General features: G+C 58.9%; 18 protein-coding genes and 1 pseudogene. 2 read left to right on the forward strand and 17 right to left on the reverse strand.

The annotated features are described in order from the left end of the window. Nucleotides 1–302 precede the first annotated feature (302 nt). The 8 genes and pseudogenes from P6U23_RS28585 to nifH form a co-directional block, all read right to left on the reverse strand. Entirely contained in the window at nt 303–599 is a 297-nt protein-coding gene (locus P6U23_RS28585) for a ferredoxin family protein (protein ID WP_407175745.1), read from the reverse strand. Between the two features lie 34 nt (nt 600–633). After that, on the reverse strand, nt 634–1,941 hold the full coding sequence (locus P6U23_RS28590) for an FAD-dependent oxidoreductase (RefSeq protein WP_407181618.1): 1,308 nt from the start codon (nt 1,939–1,941) through the stop codon (nt 634–636). Between the two features lie 11 nt (nt 1,942–1,952). Then, on the reverse strand, nt 1,953–2,153 hold the full coding sequence (locus P6U23_RS28595; protein ID WP_407175746.1) for a hypothetical protein: 201 nt from the start codon (nt 2,151–2,153) through the stop codon (nt 1,953–1,955). After that, nucleotides 2,137–2,271, reverse strand: coding sequence for a hypothetical protein (locus tag P6U23_RS28600; protein ID WP_407175747.1), 135 nt, complete (start codon nt 2,269–2,271; stop codon nt 2,137–2,139). The genes P6U23_RS28595 and P6U23_RS28600 overlap by 17 nt, the downstream gene beginning before the upstream one ends. Before the next feature lie 261 nt (nt 2,272–2,532). Further along, on the reverse strand, nt 2,533–2,874 hold the full coding sequence (gene nifW / locus P6U23_RS28605) for a nitrogenase stabilizing/protective protein NifW (protein ID WP_407175748.1): 342 nt from the start codon (nt 2,872–2,874) through the stop codon (nt 2,533–2,535). 182 nt (nt 2,875–3,056) lie between these two features. Continuing rightward, the gene (gene nifV, locus P6U23_RS28610; RefSeq protein WP_407175749.1) at nt 3,057–4,379 is read right to left on the reverse strand and encodes a homocitrate synthase; all 1,323 of its coding nucleotides are present in this window, start codon (nt 4,377–4,379) and stop codon (nt 3,057–3,059) included. Between the two features lie 556 nt (nt 4,380–4,935). Then, nucleotides 4,936–5,601, reverse strand: coding sequence for a nitrogen fixation protein NifQ (locus P6U23_RS28615; RefSeq protein WP_407175750.1), 666 nt, complete (start codon nt 5,599–5,601; stop codon nt 4,936–4,938). Nucleotides 5,602–5,753: 152 nt separating this feature from the next. Next, nucleotides 5,754–6,188 (reverse strand): annotated as a pseudogene (gene nifH / locus P6U23_RS28620) (nitrogenase reductase); the annotation flags it as partial. Between the two features lie 687 nt (nt 6,189–6,875). Here nifH and P6U23_RS28625 point away from each other — a divergent pair. Together P6U23_RS28625 and P6U23_RS28630 are read left to right on the forward strand one after the other, a co-directional pair. Continuing rightward, nucleotides 6,876–7,310, forward strand: a complete 435-nt coding sequence (locus P6U23_RS28625; RefSeq protein WP_407175751.1) for an arsenate reductase family protein — start codon at nt 6,876–6,878, stop codon at nt 7,308–7,310. Nucleotides 7,311–7,845: 535 nt separating this feature from the next. Continuing rightward, complete coding sequence (locus tag P6U23_RS28630; RefSeq protein ID WP_407175752.1) at nt 7,846–8,343, forward strand: lipocalin-like domain-containing protein; 498 nt, start codon at nt 7,846–7,848, stop codon at nt 8,341–8,343. Between the two features lie 589 nt (nt 8,344–8,932). On the opposite strand, the gene P6U23_RS28635 is transcribed toward P6U23_RS28630, so the two are convergent. The 9 genes from P6U23_RS28635 to nifB form a co-directional block, all read right to left on the reverse strand. Beyond that, the gene (locus P6U23_RS28635) at nt 8,933–9,400 is read right to left on the reverse strand and encodes a Rieske (2Fe-2S) protein (protein WP_407175753.1); all 468 of its coding nucleotides are present in this window, start codon (nt 9,398–9,400) and stop codon (nt 8,933–8,935) included. Between the two features lie 224 nt (nt 9,401–9,624). Continuing rightward, nucleotides 9,625–9,933: a 2Fe-2S iron-sulfur cluster-binding protein gene (locus tag P6U23_RS28640; RefSeq protein WP_407175754.1), complete on the reverse strand. Its 309-nt coding sequence runs from the start codon at nt 9,931–9,933 to the stop codon at nt 9,625–9,627. Between the two features lie 38 nt (nt 9,934–9,971). Then, nucleotides 9,972–11,168 carry a DegT/DnrJ/EryC1/StrS family aminotransferase gene (locus P6U23_RS28645; protein ID WP_407175755.1) on the reverse strand — a complete coding sequence of 399 codons (1,197 nt, stop codon included), beginning with the start codon at nt 11,166–11,168 and terminating at the stop codon, nt 9,972–9,974. Beyond that, entirely contained in the window at nt 11,165–11,497 is a 333-nt protein-coding gene (locus P6U23_RS28650) for a DUF6129 family protein (RefSeq protein ID WP_407175756.1), read from the reverse strand. The genes P6U23_RS28645 and P6U23_RS28650 overlap by 4 nt, the downstream gene beginning before the upstream one ends. Next, nucleotides 11,466–11,825 (reverse strand): hypothetical protein, encoded by a 360-nt coding sequence (locus P6U23_RS28655; RefSeq protein WP_407175757.1) that lies wholly within the window; start codon nt 11,823–11,825, stop codon nt 11,466–11,468. Before P6U23_RS28655 ends, P6U23_RS28650 begins: the two co-directional genes overlap by 32 nt. Further along, complete coding sequence (locus P6U23_RS28660) at nt 11,822–12,079, reverse strand: nitrogen fixation protein NifZ (RefSeq protein ID WP_407175758.1); 258 nt, start codon at nt 12,077–12,079, stop codon at nt 11,822–11,824. The genes P6U23_RS28655 and P6U23_RS28660 overlap by 4 nt, the downstream gene beginning before the upstream one ends. Further along, the gene (locus P6U23_RS28665) at nt 12,076–12,393 is read right to left on the reverse strand and encodes a nitrogen fixation protein NifZ (protein ID WP_407175759.1); all 318 of its coding nucleotides are present in this window, start codon (nt 12,391–12,393) and stop codon (nt 12,076–12,078) included. The genes P6U23_RS28660 and P6U23_RS28665 overlap by 4 nt, the downstream gene beginning before the upstream one ends. A gap of 691 nt (nt 12,394–13,084) precedes the next feature. Continuing rightward, nucleotides 13,085–13,324: a 4Fe-4S binding protein gene (locus P6U23_RS28670; protein WP_407175760.1), complete on the reverse strand. Its 240-nt coding sequence runs from the start codon at nt 13,322–13,324 to the stop codon at nt 13,085–13,087. 10 nt (nt 13,325–13,334) lie between these two features. Next, on the reverse strand, nt 13,335–14,843 hold the full coding sequence (gene nifB, locus P6U23_RS28675) for a nitrogenase cofactor biosynthesis protein NifB (protein ID WP_407181619.1): 1,509 nt from the start codon (nt 14,841–14,843) through the stop codon (nt 13,335–13,337). Nucleotides 14,844–15,046: the final 203 nt, after the last annotated feature.

The raw sequence follows: 15,046 nt of genomic DNA on the forward strand, positions 1-15,046 counted from the left end.
CGCCGACCTTACTGCCCGTCATTGTGGCCATGGAAAAGGCCGATGTGCAGCCCGCTGTAGTGATAGTGGAAGTCGTACTCTTCATGCCATTACCCTTGTCGCACACGGTCTGTTCTTGTAGCGCACACTCCAAAAGAGCATGGGCGTTGCACGCCGCGCCAGGCAACCGAGCAAATGCCGCGCCACTCTCGTGATGCTTCCGCGCGGGTGACAGTGCTCATGATGCAGTCTACGGACTCTCTTTGGGAAGACAGGCCTTGCTATTCGTGCAATTGACGATCGTCGGAACCGCTGTTGAGCACCTAGCCGAACTTGAAAAGGACCCCATATCCGCCACGCGGATAGCTCCATTCGATGTCGCCAGTGGGTTCGGCAATCACACGACAGGTACCGCACTCGACGCACCCGTCGACGGTGACCTCGACCTGGCCCCTATCGTTTAGCTCGTAGCAGCGCGCCGGACAGATCTTCAAAAGCGCAAGCAGCTCGCGCGACGGCTTATTGTGGGCCCGCACCTTGATGTGCGGACGGCCCACGTCGACGAGATACCGATTGTAGAACAGCTTGTCCTCAACGCGCACTGACGGCTCGGTACTCATGTTTCAGGCTCCTTATCGGGTTTCGGCTGGGTGCTCAACGCCAAGCGCGGGCGAAGCGTACTGCATCACTGAACAGGCCTGTCCAGGACCGCGCATTGACAAAGGATTTCACCGTTGTCTTCTGTTTTTCGGCCTTCGGTGTGCCATCGACGCGCACGTAATTTTGCATTGCTCTGCAGATGAGCTGCGGATACGTGAGGAAGAAGTTGTGCGAATTGGTATGCAACAGCCTCGGCATGTCTCTATGTTTTTTTAGATCCTTGACTACAAAGGAGCGGTCCAGCAACCTCTTGTAGAGCGCAAGATGTTCCGCAGTCATTGGAAGGCCGCGTGATTTCAACGCGCAGATTGCTTCCGCCGCGATGCGGCCCGAGGTCATCGCCAGATTGGAGCCCTCGCGATGAATGGCGTTGTTGAGCTGTGCCGCGTCGCCCACCACCACCCAGCCTTCCCCGTATAGTTTCGGGATCGCTTTGTAGCCACCTTCTGGGATGAGGTGGGCCGCATATTCTTTCACCTCCGAACCCTCGATCAGCGGCGCGACGGACGGGTGATGCTTGAAACGATCGAGCAGACCGTATGGGGTGTGTGCGGTACGCCGAAAGTCTGCAACCAGACAGCCAATGCCAAGCGAGACGCACTCCTTGTTTGCATAAATGAAGCCCATTCCGGTCATGCCACGCGAAATGGTACCAGCCGCCTCGATGACGACGCCTTCGTCACCCTTTATGTTGAAACGCGCCTCAATGGTCTCACGCGGAAGGAAGTGCATTTCCTTGACCGCAAGTGCCACCTTGTCCGGCTTAGGACGTTCGCGCAATCCGGCGCGGGTGCCAAGTACGCCATTGACGCCCTCGGCCAGGACGACGATATCGGCACGGATTTCGCCATCCAGTCGGTCAGTATGAACCCCGACAACTCGGCCATGGCTGTCCCGCGCCAGTTCCGTCGCGGTGGTCTCGAACAAAACAGTGACGCCGGCCTCGCGCACCTTTGAGGACAGCCATTTGTCGAACTGCGCGCGGATGATGGTGTAGCGGTTCGGGCGCTCTTCATTGAAGTCCTCGGAGCGATAGTGAAGACCGACATGGGAGCGATCGTCCATTAGCCAGAACCGCTGCTCTACAAGATGGCGTTCAAGCGGCGCGTCCTGCCGGAAGTCCGGGATCAGCTTTTCCAGCATGTCTGCATAAAGGATCGCACCCTGTACATTTTTTGATCCCGAATATTCACCCCGTTCGAGTTGCAGCACCTTCATACCGCGATTGGCCATGGTCAACGCCGCGGCATTTCCGGCCATACCGGCGCCGACGACGATGGCGTCGAACCGTTCCTCAATCATCATAAGCTCCTTTAGCTGGCGAACCAGGTACGCGAATGCGAAAGGCGAGCGCGAAAGGCGGTGCTCAGCGTCGGCAGCAGCTCCATCGCCTCGTTGACGATCCCGATATGGGCATAGGGTGCCGGGTTGCCGCGCTGTTGGTTGATGCACTTGATAAAGTGCGTGCGTTCTCCAGAGCTGAAGTAGACACGCGAGTTAGTCACGACCGCCATCCATCTCCCGCTCAATGCCGGCCTCAACGGCATCAAAGGCGATTTCGAACGGAATTAAAGCGAGCGTGGCCCAGAGGATGATCCCGGTGCGCGCGGTGAGCAGTAATGGCAGCATCATCGTCGTACTCCAAATCTCGTCTTGCTCTATGAGAGACTTGGCTGGACAACAGCAAGTGCTGTACCACATGCCGCGCGATCACAATCAGCTACAAAATCAGTGACTTAAAAGAGATTATTAAGGTCATTTACGACCATCACCCAAACCCAATTACGACATAGTCGGGAATACGACAGCGCGCCACTTCGAGAGTCGCTGGAGAGTTATTGAGAGGCAGGCATTGCGCGCCGGAGGTCCTGCGGTCAGTCAGGCCTGATCTTGCTATTTCAGCGCACTCAACGGCACGAACGCCGCTGATTTCTTGGGCTCGGCGACCGCATCCTTTAAGACCTTGAACACCCGCTGCTCGATCGGCGAGGATGCAACGAAGTCCGCATAGGCTTGCGCGAGCACGGCTTTGCACCGGGCCGCAATATCAGTCTCTGCGGCACCGGCGAGTTGTTCCTCCTGGAGATACTGCCCCATTCGCTTTAAAATATGCAACCGCGCGACATTGACGATCTTTGGGTCATAGTCGACCCCGAGCAGCTCGAAAAACTCCTCGGCCGAGGAGGCCTTGTTAAGCTGGTCCAGGATCCCACGCGCAGTTTGCGTGTTGCTCATCGAAATATCTCCCATAAGATTAAGCCTGACTCGTGATGCGGACCCGCCAGAGGGTCGTCGTCTGCCAACGACACCTTGGAAGGTCTTGGTATTGTTCGATGCGACATGTAATCTTGCGGGCAGCCACGTTCGTGTGCGCGCTTTGACAGCGCCGTTGCAGTGTGATGCCGGACATGGGCGCCTCACACGCAGCGGGTTTCGCGCCAGATGGCCACGACCGTCTCGCGCGCAACCGGCCGCTTGTGCTCCAGCGCATGTTTTTGCACCCGCGACAGAATCTGTCTTGCTTGATCGGGGCTAGCGGCCAGTTGCATTTCCTCGAGCAGCCTGATGATCGCCGAGAGACCGGAATGCTTGCCGATCACAATACGGTGGGAGCGACCGAGCAAATGGGGATCCAGCGACTGATAAGTCCGTTGATCCTTCAGCAAGCCGTCGACATGAATGCCGGATTCATGGGTGAAGACGTCTTCTCCGACGATCGCCTTGTTCAGTGGTATCGCACGTCTCGCTGCTGCTGCGACCACCATTGCGACATTCTCGAGCTCCGCCAGTTGGATGCCGGTGTCGCGCCCATAGAGCTGTTGGAGTGCGACCGCGACTTCTTCAAGGGGCGCATTGCCAGCACGCTCGCCCAGGCCGATGACGGTCACCGAGGCATGGCTCGCCCCGCCCTTGATTGCGGCGAGCGTATTGGCGGTCGCGAGCCCGAGATCATCATGGCCGTGGAATTCGAGCTCCAGATCGGTGGTCGCTCTCAAGCACGAAACCAGCGCATAGGTCGCTTCAGGGTCGAGGACGCTGAGCGTGTCGGCAATCCGAAACCGCCGCGCACCCGCGGCCTTTGCGGTTGCGATCAGCCTAACGAGAAATTCGATATCAGCGCGTGAGGCGTCCTCGCCGCCGACGGCGACCTCAAGCCCCCGGTCGCGCGCGTAAGCTACCACGCGCCTCACCTGCTCTAACGCGCGTTCGCGGTCCCCACCAAGCTTGGCCGTGATCTGCACGTCTGAAGCTGGAACGGACACATTGACCATGGACAGCGTCGCCTCAATCGCTGCATCCACATCGGCTTCACGCATCCGACACCAGCCAATAGCCGTTAGCGGAAGACGGGCTTCAACAATGGCACGGATGGCAGAGATCTCTTCACCTCCCATGGCCGGCGTTCCCGCCTCGATCTCCGTAACCCCGGCACGCGCCAAAGCCCGCGCGATTGCCAGCTTTTCCGCACTGGTGAAGGCAACACCAGGCGCCTGCTCTCCATCGCGTAGCGTCGTGTCATTCAGCACGATCGGCCTCAACAACGGCGTCTCGGACCAGGAGTTTCTGGCATCGGCAGCAACGACGGCAGTCACGAGAAGCTCCATGTGTACGTGCTCAAAAACTGCCTCAGCAAGCCGCATGCCAGGCGCCCGACCCAGCTCCGATTCATTGGAAATATTGGCTTCCCCCGTAGTTCGGCTCTCACAGCTGCAACAGGGTGGGACATCTGCCGCGTGCAACTTCCCGCACGCCCCAACTCGGCCTGGATGTTAGCTCCTGGTGAGAGGCGCAAAACCGCTTTAAGTTGTGGATTGAGTTTCCGTATGCCGACTTGGAAAGTGCGATGGAACTGGCGCAAACGATCAACGATAAGGCTGGATCGTCGGCAGAAACGATGAGCTTGCCGCGTGCATGGGACAAACCGCCTCAGGCGGGACGTTCCGCACGCGGCTGGGCGCGACAAAGATGTTCGGTTTGATCGAGAGCGGCCAACCTCGAGCCACGCTGACTCAGCTTGGACGGATGTCCTGGCGACTTGCGGAAACCCGCCCTCTCGTGTCTTACCATTCTTGAATGTTGATGTGTGACCCGTACAGAGGAAATGCATTGCCGCCACCACCAGCGATTGAACGACACAATTTAACGGCTTGATGTCTCGCCTAAACAGAAAGAGCGAGCCCGTCAGACCTTCATGAAGCCTCCGCAATAAACCGCGTCCGTGCTCCGGGAGAGGCTGCGATCATCTATCGGAGCGCCGGCAATGGTCTCGGGCTCAGAGGGACCGGCCTCCGGAGCTCATGAGGGAGCTGCCTGCAAAAGGGCCTCGCGCCGACGCTCAGCCATTCGGCTTTCGCCGCTTTCATCACCAAAGCAGAGATTGAAGTCTTTGCATTGGGTGCACACGGGCGTCGTGCAAATCACGAGGCCTTCATCCTCACAGAGGGTCCGATAGAAAAAGCGCTTCCAGCGCATATTCCTGGTATTACGGCCGGCGAGCGGCGCGAAATGGCGGTTTAGGAGTCGAGATAATTCGCCCCGATCGCGCAATCCCAACTCTTCCCACAAATGATTTGGCTCCATCGCACGACGCGCGATCATCGACGCAAGCCACCGGCCGGTGTGCCCCTCGCTGGAGCGTTGCGCCAGCAAGAGATCACGTAACATTGCGACCTCCTCGCTATCGTTGAGCGCGAAGCGCAGAAGCAACTCTTCGGCCCTAATCCGAACGTATGGAAAATACTGTTCAAGCAGAAGGGTCAGGTCCTCGCTGGACAGCCCGACCCTCTCGGCAACCAGACCACCATCCATCGTGCCGACCGCGAGAATGGACGCCAGCACGTGGCGATCGAAGTCGCTGTCGTTGCTTGTCTCGGCATCCGCAGGCTTGCCCCCGGTGAGCAGGCAATAGCTCGCAATCCCCCTATGCACCTCAGGGCCGCCATCTGCGGTCCTGACGGCCATGAGCGGAAAGAATTGAGCGTCGAACATAACCACGGCCCTTCCAAACTAATCCGGCATGGCCGGCCACATGGTGCGCTGGCCAAGAAGGTCTTTCGCGGGAACGCCGCCCCCCCACCCGGCATTCGGGAGGCTGACGTCCATCCGTAAGACTGTTAGGCAGCGAGTTCGGCGGCCGTCTTGCCGATGATGGACTCGTCGACCGCCTTCATGATGCCGTGCTCCATCAGCATGTCTTCAAGCTCGTCCATGGAGATGGGGGTCGGGATGACGCCCTTGCCGCCATTGTTGTGGACCCTGGTCGCGAGATTGCGATAGTGGTCGGCTTGCTTGGAATCTGGCGCGTATTCCAATACGGTCATCCGACGCAGCTCCGCATGCTGCACAACGTTGTCGCGCGGGACAAAATAGATCAATTGTGTCCCGAGCTTCTTGGCCAGCGCCTCCGCCAGCTCCAGCTCCTTATCGGTCTGCCGCTCATTGCAGACGAGGCCCCCGAGCCTTACGCCGCCCGAGTTGGCGTATTTCAGAATGCCCTTGGAGATGTTGTTGGCCGCATACATCGCCATCATCTCGCCGGACATCACGACCCTTCCCGTAGAATGCGATCTGCCGCAGTGAAGCCATGTTGCTCTCCATCAACCGATTTGCCAAAGTTTGCGCGCTCCTCACGCGCGAGCTTGTTTCTTTCCGAGAAACCGGCACACGGGTTCAAGGGAAGGAGAGCATCGCTCGTCTTGCGCGTCTGCGTGCACTCAGCCCTCACTCAGTGTTGCTGCAGCACAATAGCAACGGCCGTGCCAGCGCTCTCCGCGGACTTCTAACCCACTGATTTCGCCCGGAAAACACTTCGCCCGGCGACCGTTTACGCCAGGTGTTTTGAAGCCGACCGACCCCCTGCCGCTGTCAGAAACCCGACACTCGATCGCCAGCCTCAAGCAGCAGAATTCGACTGACAGCACGCTCACGTGCGGAATGGAAAGTGCGAGCCGGAAGTCGCATGTGCGAGTGCTCGCGAGTACTTCGACATGCCACGAGAGCATTCATCCAGAAAGAAAGCCGCGCGGCACCACATGCGCATCGATCACGAACGTGAAGGCATTTTTCTTGCATTCGCGTCGTCTGCGACAAGCCTGACGTGACCGCCGCTTTTGAAGGCAGCGGGGCCGGCTGCAAGTGCAGCGCACCGATGCTGAGGATGCAAGCCGACCGCAAGAAAATCATCACTATTGTCGGACGCAACCGCGCTGCGCCGATCGTGCAGCTTCCACTTAGCCATGAGCACCATTATCTTCTACCAAAAGCCCGGATGTGCGACCAATGCGCGCCAGATGCAGGCGCTGAACGCGGCCGGCCACAACGTGATTGCAAAGGATATCTCACAGCATCCTTGGTGTGAGGACGAGCTGCGCTCCTTTTTCGGCGATACGCCGGTCGCATCCTGGTTCAACCGCGCCGCGGGCCGTGTCAAGTCAGGCGAAATCGATCCGGACACATGCGATGCGGCAAGTGCGATCGCCCTGATGCTGGGCGATTCGCTTCTGATCAGGCGACCGCTGATCGATGCAGATGGCGCAAGATGCGCCGGATGCGATCGGAAGCCGTCATTATCGCTATTTGCGGGGAGCACCCGAAATGATCTGGAGGGCTGTTCGCGCGAGGGAACCGGGGCCCAATGCCGGAAGGCCGTAAGAACGGTAGAAAGTCAGTGAGCTCGGGTGAATGGCCGAGTAGCGCGAGAATATCTGTTCCCAGCGGAGACGCGGGTTAGCCCGGTCGTCCGGCAGCATGGGCGGCACTCGCAAAGACTTTGCGAGCGCACGCGAGAGCTCAAGCTTAGGACCCGCCAATGTGGGCGAGGTCATCGTCCAGAGCCCTTTGGAGGCGGTCATCGGTTCGCGGCAAGGGGCGCTCGGTGCGGATCGACGGCCAAGTCTGCGCCTTCCCTCAAGAGACCCGCACCACTCACCGACGGCTCCTTCTGCAACACGCGGGGCGCGATTGCGTGATCACCGGCCTGGCTCTTGGTCCAGACCGCTCTGCCCTTAAGTCAAAAACGAGTCGGTTTAAGGCAAAAGCGAGTCCGCCCACTCCGGCTTGCTGAGCTCGAACATCCGGTTTGGCCAAGGAGCAGACGTTGAGCGCAGACGCATTTTGACCCACAAGAGACATCGACCAATTGAAGTGATATGTTCGCTCCGCGTTGGTAGCTCTAAGACGGTCGTGCGCTCTGAAAAAGGCGGACACATGATACGCAAGTCGCTATTGATTTTGTTGCTGCTGGGCGTGCTCGGACCCATGTCCGGGGCATCTGAGGACAATCCCCTAATTGGAACTTGGAAGTTGAAGTCGTTTGTCCGGGAAGTCGCGGGTACCGGCGAACGCTACAATCAAATGGGCGAGCATCCAGACGGATATCTCAGCTACGCTGCCGATGGACGAATGCTCGGCCTTTTCGTCGCGGACGATCAACCGCATCCGCGCGCTGAGCCGACCGACGAGGAGCGGATTAAACTGCACAAGTCGATGCTTGCATATGGTGGCACATACAAACTGTCTGCCGGGAAGGTTGTTCATCACGTCGATATCGAATGGGACGGACGCCGACTTGGAACTGATCAGGTCCGCTATTATAGACTTGAGGGCGACAGGCTCGTGATTAAGACCGAACCGAATAAGAGTCCGATTGACGGGCGCGAGGGGGTCGGGATTCTGACGTTCGAGCGCGTCAAGCAGGTGCCTTAGCGCAGCATAGTTTTGCTGGAGTTGCCGTAAGTGATGCCTGCGCCTTCGCATCGACCTGCTGTCGAAGGCGGGAGAACAAGGATGCAAATGTCTCCTCTTGTGCCCTTCTGCGACGCGCCGGTCCGACTGGATGTCCAGTCTGCGCGAAACCCGACCGCGGACCCGGAATTCGACTACGTCGCGCAACCCGGGACTCGAATTTGATTAGATCTGACTCGAAATCTACTTGGTAGACCAACATGAAAATATTGACGATCTTGTTCCGCCAGACTCATAATTCGCGTTGGGGCACACCGGCCATTTTGAAAGCGCGATCGCCCGAAGCTTTTCGCTCAGGCAAAGAAGGCGCGGATGGTACTGAGGCTCATTCCGCCGATCGCGCAACCGCTCCCGCCTGAGGCACTTGACCTGCATTCCGCCAGCCACGCGCAATTGGGGCCTCTACCGCCTCAAGGAGCTGGGGCGTGCTCAATCTCTGGATTCCAACCATCTGGCCGTAGCTTGCGAAAGGCTTACGCCAGGATCATGCGAACGTGGGCTCCCGTTACGTCTGCAAGTCTTCCAACGGCCTAGCTAGTCATAAAGTCGTTCAGTCTGGGTGAATCATGATGTCCATGGTTTCGTCGGCGGCATCGAACAGATCGGCAAGCTGGTCGTCTTCGACGAGCTTCACGCCGCATACGCAGACGTCGCTGCCGATTACGGCAACCGCGAGCGGCTCAAGGGCTTTTCCGTTGCAAGGACCACTGATGCAAAGGCCGCTCTCGAGCTCGAACATTGCGCCGTGCCGACCGCATTTGATAAAGGAGCGGTTCGGCGTGAAGAACTCGCCGGAACCGATGTTGAGCCACACGCCATCGTGCGGACAGCGATTGACATAGCCGTAAAAGTGATTGCCGGCGGTCCGCCCCACAACGATCGGAAATGGCCGGTTTGCGCCGTCGTTCTCAATCCGCGATAGGCTGAAAGCTCTAGCATCCCCCCGCTCGATGGCGTCGGCAGGACAGACGATGAAGACCTCGATCTCATGATTGTCGCCTATGCTCTCTCCTTTCATGCCCACCTCACGCTTTCCTTTGAACGCATCGCCGTACGTCCGACCTCAGCCGAAACACCAAGGGCCTGCGACCACCACTGGCACTCGTCCCTGACCTGCTATTTGAAAGATCAAGGATCTGCGGCGTGACGATCGGTCGGCTCGCCGTCCGGACCGAGCGTGACACTCGAAACTAATCGGGAAGTGGCCTGTTGCGTCCATGTCCTTGCCGCTTTTGGTACAGCTTAGAGAGGCTGCGCGACGCCCTGGAGGTCGACCACCATGTTTCTGGTTCCAAGCACTTTTGCCTGGCAGGCGAGCCGCGACTTGGGGTCGATGCCCTCCATTTTCTTGAGCCTCTCATTTTCAGATCGCCTCATCTTCGAAAGTCCGCTGCTGCCGCTCCGGACGAGGATCTGGCATGATCCGCATTCGCCCTTTCCCTCGCATTTGTGAGGAATGACGAGGTCAGCGCCGAGCAGCGCCGCCAAAAGCGAGGTGTGCGCGCTAACCCCAATCATCTTACCCTGCGGAAAGACCGTAACGATCGACATTAACTTTCCTTTTGTTTGGTACTGATAGTTCGCTGGTCCTAGTAGATCGCTGCGCCGGCGCCCACGTTGATCGAGGCATCCTTCATCGTCTCCACGATGAACTCGATCTGTCCGTCAGTGAGATGGGTGTGAAATGGCAGCGCTACGGCGCGATCAGCAATTTTTTCCGTGACCAGAAAATCGCCGCGCCGATACCCAAATTCAGAGTAGTGGGGCTGCAAGTGCAACGGATAGCAATAGGCGGCGGCCTCGATTTTCTCCATCCGCAAATCATCGAGAATTGCGTCGCGGCTCGACCGGCTGAAACGCGTCCCAAGATGCACGAGATAGAGGAACCAGTTCACCTCGGTCACATCAGGCCCGACATAGGGCGGTTTGATCCCCTCAAAGGATTGCATATGCAGCCCATAGAGCTGCTCGACGAGCCGACGCCGCTCCAGGATCTGATCAAGCCGATCGAGCTGTGCCAGGCCCAACGCTGCGGCCAGATCGCTCATCTCCCCTTGAAGGGGCGCTGCACTCGCAACGGTCCCGGACCCCCGCTCGTCAAGCCCACGCCCGCGATGGCGGCGCAGCGCCATGGCCGTATTGAGATCGTCGGTCACCACCATTCCACCTTCTCCACAGGTGAGGGCCGACGGTTGTGCGAAATCGAAGACGGCTATGTCGCCGAAGGTGCCAACAAGCTTTCCCTTGTATCTTGAACCGATAGCTTCGGTGCAGTCCTCAAGAAGTGGCAATCGGTGGCGCTCCGCCAACGCTCGAAGCTCCGACCACTGGCCTGGATGGCCATTCGGATTCGCGCCGACGATGGCACGCGTACGAGCGGATATTTGTTCTTCGACACTGGCCGAAAACAGCGCGCCCGACCAATAATCGACGTCGGCGAATACCGGCCGCGCACCCGCAAGACTGATGGCGTGGACCGTCTCGCGAAATCCGTATGGCGAAGCGATCACCTCCTGCCCCGGCGTAATGCCGAGCGCTTTTAGCGCGAGCAGAAGGCCGATGGTGCCGCTTCCGACTGCAACGCCATATTTGCGCCCGAGATACGCGGCGAACGAATTTTCGAACGCCTCGGTCACGGGCCCGCCGGAAATCCGTGACGAGCGAAGCAGGGCATCTACCGCGGAGAGCTCCTCAACGGTAATGTCAGGATCCGAGAGCCGGATGAACGCTGGATCCAATTCGGCGGCTTGCACCACACCTGCCCCGGGGAGCGCGAGCGCGGTCATCGCCTGACAGCCTTTGCCGCGAGCACGAGGCCGGTCGCCCGCGCCGGATCAGGTGTGATCTGCACGCAATGGTCGGAGCCGTCGATCAAATGAAGATCGTAGTCCCGAAAACTTCGGAACGGCGGCTCATTTACATCCGAAGCATCGCAACCTGTCAGGGCGAGATGCGGAAAGCGCCGCCGCAGCTCTGTGACCGAGCTTGGGTTGACCTCTGCCGCAAGAACTTGCTCGATCTGCATCAGTTCATCAGCGCCGATTGCCATCCCTGTCCTATCCTTGCACACACAGAAACGCAGGTCATTTCCAGAACACCCGATCGAGATCGGCATTGAGCTCGTCGAGCGCTGCGTTGAGCCGAGGATGGACACTGTGAAATTTCCAGATTCCCCGCTCGTGGTCTTTGGAAAAGAGCTTCCAGACGGCGCTCACGGCGTCTTGATGAATAAGCGCCACGTCAATGAGACCTCCCTGTTGATCGATTTTACGCGAACAACAGGGACTCTCAATGAGATACCCTCCTCTCACTGGCTTGACGTCCGGTGACACATAAAGATAGCGTTTGCGCGATCTCAACGCACTTTCGATCCGCTTGCGATCGAGCTCGTTCGGGTGGGCGATCGCGCGAGCGACCGGTCGTTTCGTGAATGCGTCATTCATCGTCCCTGCGCTCCCTCGACGGGCGTGATCTCTTCTTCCAAACAGCCGACCACCAGATGTTCGCCGAACTCGACCAGATAGATCGGCAAGTTCACCTCGGTCTGTGTTCCGACCCTAACGATCTCGCCGACACCGCCTGCGCGGACGAGGAGTACGTCCGCTGGGGCGCACGGAAATGATCCGTCATTGACGAGGTCAATGGCTGCCTTCACCCGCTGGCCCCACTGGTACTTCGGCAGCCGCGGGTCGATCATTGTACGGCCTCTTCGGGCAATGGTGGGTCTTCAAGCTCGCGTTCCAGTACGAGCTCGAGCTCCTTGCGCTTCATGCCGACTCGATTGCCACTTTCGAAAAATTCGACGCCGTAGATGTAGAACTGCTGCAAAAAAGTCCCGATTGACACCACGTAACCGACCTCCCCCTTCCTGACGAGGATTTCCCCAATCTCCTTGCCGGCATAGGTTCCGTCATTTCGGATCGTGAACTTGGCTCGTACTTTCTCGCCGAAGCTGAAGGATGGCGGCGCGGAGAGCTCGACCAAATCGCTGTCGCGAACGATGTTGCTCATGCGCCACTCTCCCCTGGTCCATCGATTGCCAACCGCGCGCTGGCCACTTCCTGGATCATGCCGTGTTCGTCCTCGGCCAAGCCTGGCCGCTCGGCGAGGCAGCGCGCCTACTCACGGCGGACCACCCAATCCGCCTCATGGCGGAGCGCGATGAGCCAATCCCGGAACACCGCCTGGCGATCTCAACCCATAGGGCCTGATGCCGATTGTTGATGACGGCGGGCTGCGGCTTATCCGGAGTGCGGGACGCGAGCTCGCCGCGCCAGTCGAAGTCGCTGTTACTCGTCATTGCGCCGAACGGCGAGGGCTTCCGGCTCGGTAGCGCTAGCTGCGGGCAGAAGTTATCCTTCATCTTCCCGCCCCCAACGCGCCGGTACGTCCACGGACGCTCGGCGCCGATCTATCAGTGCCGCAGGCTCGCTGGCGGGAAACTTAACCCGGTTTTGGCAGCGACGGCTAGATCGGCTCTGCCAGCTGAGGACGATGCCCAGCTCTCGGAATTGAGAAGGGACTTGAAGCACGCGCGCCAGTTCAGATGCGGAACGGTCCGCAAGAGCCGATCCAAGAGGCGAGCGGCTGACAATCCCGAGCAAGCGCCGGCCGGAGCGGGTACCCCCAATATGTAGAAAGCGGTTATTGTCGCTCACTAAGATCCTCGCGATCCTCTCACAGCGGGGCGTCAGGGCAAAGCTCACGGACTCGTCCCGTTCGCTGGAGCGTCATAGCGCGGCAATGAGGCGTCGATGACGCAGGTTTCATCGACAGGGCATACGGCGGCGCATTGTGGCTCATCGAAATAGCCTATGCACTCGGTACATTTCTTTGGATCGATGATGAAGGTCCCATTCTTCTCCGAGATTGCGTCATTCGGACACTCAGGAGCGCAAGCCGAGCAGCTCGTGCATTGCGAGGCAATAATCTTGAACGGCATCGGCTCCCCCCTATGCGACCGAAGTCAGCGCACTTTGGCGGATCGCCCCATCGCCCCGCTCGACGTGCTGGATGTCCCCGCTTTGCACCTTCTCGAGATAGGACTTGAACCACGCGATCACCGACTTCTCGATGAACTCATAGGCATATTCATCGACTGGCACGATCCCGGCCCGCAATAATTCGCTTTTAGGGCAGCCGCCGATCTTTGCGACGAACACCGCGTGGCAGTCATTGATGGCCCCTATGGTGGTGGTTAGTCTTCCCTCTTCGCCATAACCGCCTTGGCAGTAGAGATCGACGCGGCGGTGGCCAACGAATTTGGGGCCAACGCTCGAAAGCTGGTAGATCTGGAACTCCTTGGCGTGACCGAAATGCAGGTTGATGAGTCCATCCCCTTTCGTCGCCACCGCAACAAGGAGCTTAAGTTCGCTCGTTTCCGCGGCAAGCTCCGCCAACCCCTCCTGCTTAGCCGCGAGCTTTTGGGCGCGCTCCTGCTCGACCTTGCCCTGATAAGCCAGGCGTGCGTTGATGTCATATCTGACGTCAATGGACATGATCTTCTCGGTCGTGAATTCCGCGCCCCGATCCTCGCCGAGCAGGCCGACAGCATCCGCCCGGCACTGCCGGCAATGTCGCATCATGTTCATCTCGCTTTCGCATGCATCCTGCAGAGCCTTTAATTCCAGCGCGCTGGGACCCCGCTGACCGTTCAGGCCGAACACGGTGCCGTGCTCAGGCGCGGAGATCAGTGGCATGATGTTGTGGAGGAAGGCGCCACGCGCTTTAACCGCCTTGTTTACCTCGACCAGATGCCGGTCGTTGATGCCCGGGATCATCACCGAATTGATCTTGCAGAGGACGCCGCGCTCGGTCAGCATCTCAAGGCCTTGCATCTGGCGATCAGTGAGGATCTTCGCGGCTTCAAGGCCGCTGTACCGCTTATGGCGATAGAAGATCCAGGGATAGATCTGCGCGCCAATTTCGGGATCGATCATGTTGATCGTGATGGTGACATGGTCGATCCCAAGGCGGGCGATTGTGTCGACGTGGTCGGGGAGCGCGAGGCCGTTGGTCGAGACACACAATTTAAGGTCTGGCGCATTCTCGGCCACAAGCTCAAACGTTCTGAAAGTCTTTTCCGGATTCGCCAGGGGATCGCCGGGCCCGGCAATCCCGAGGACAGTCATCTGCGGGATGGCCGAGGCGACAGCCAACACCTTTTTTCTCGCCTGCTCAGGCGTCAGCTTCTCACTTACCACGCCTGGGCGCGATTCATTGGCGCAATCATATTTTCGATTACAGAAATTGCATTGGATGTTACATGCGGGCGCGACCGCAACGTGCATCCGGGCATAGTGGTGATGGGCTTCTTCACTGTAGCAGGGGTGGTTCTTGATTTTCTCCCAGACGTCGGTCGGTAGATCGCCTTGGCCGCCTTGCGAGCCGCAGCTGGGCTTACCCCTGCCCCCGGACGCCCCGCAGCCCTTCTCGGCCGTTGGCCGCACTATGTTGCCGATGCCGATTGCACAACGTCCGGACCTTGCGTTCTTGAGTACTGACACGCCTGTCTTTCCTTTCTCGCTGCAGGCGGAAACTGGAGGAAGTTTTGCAACTCGCGTGCCATGCCGGGTTCGCAGGTAATCTTCGCGGTTCCCTGAATGAGTTACGTGTTCCCTGATTTGCCCCGAGATTCACCGCCGTCTTTCGTCACACTGGCATT

It is taken from the genome of Bradyrhizobium sp. STM 3562 (genome assembly GCF_045571435.1).
GTDB lineage: Bacteria > Pseudomonadota > Alphaproteobacteria > Rhizobiales > Xanthobacteraceae > Bradyrhizobium.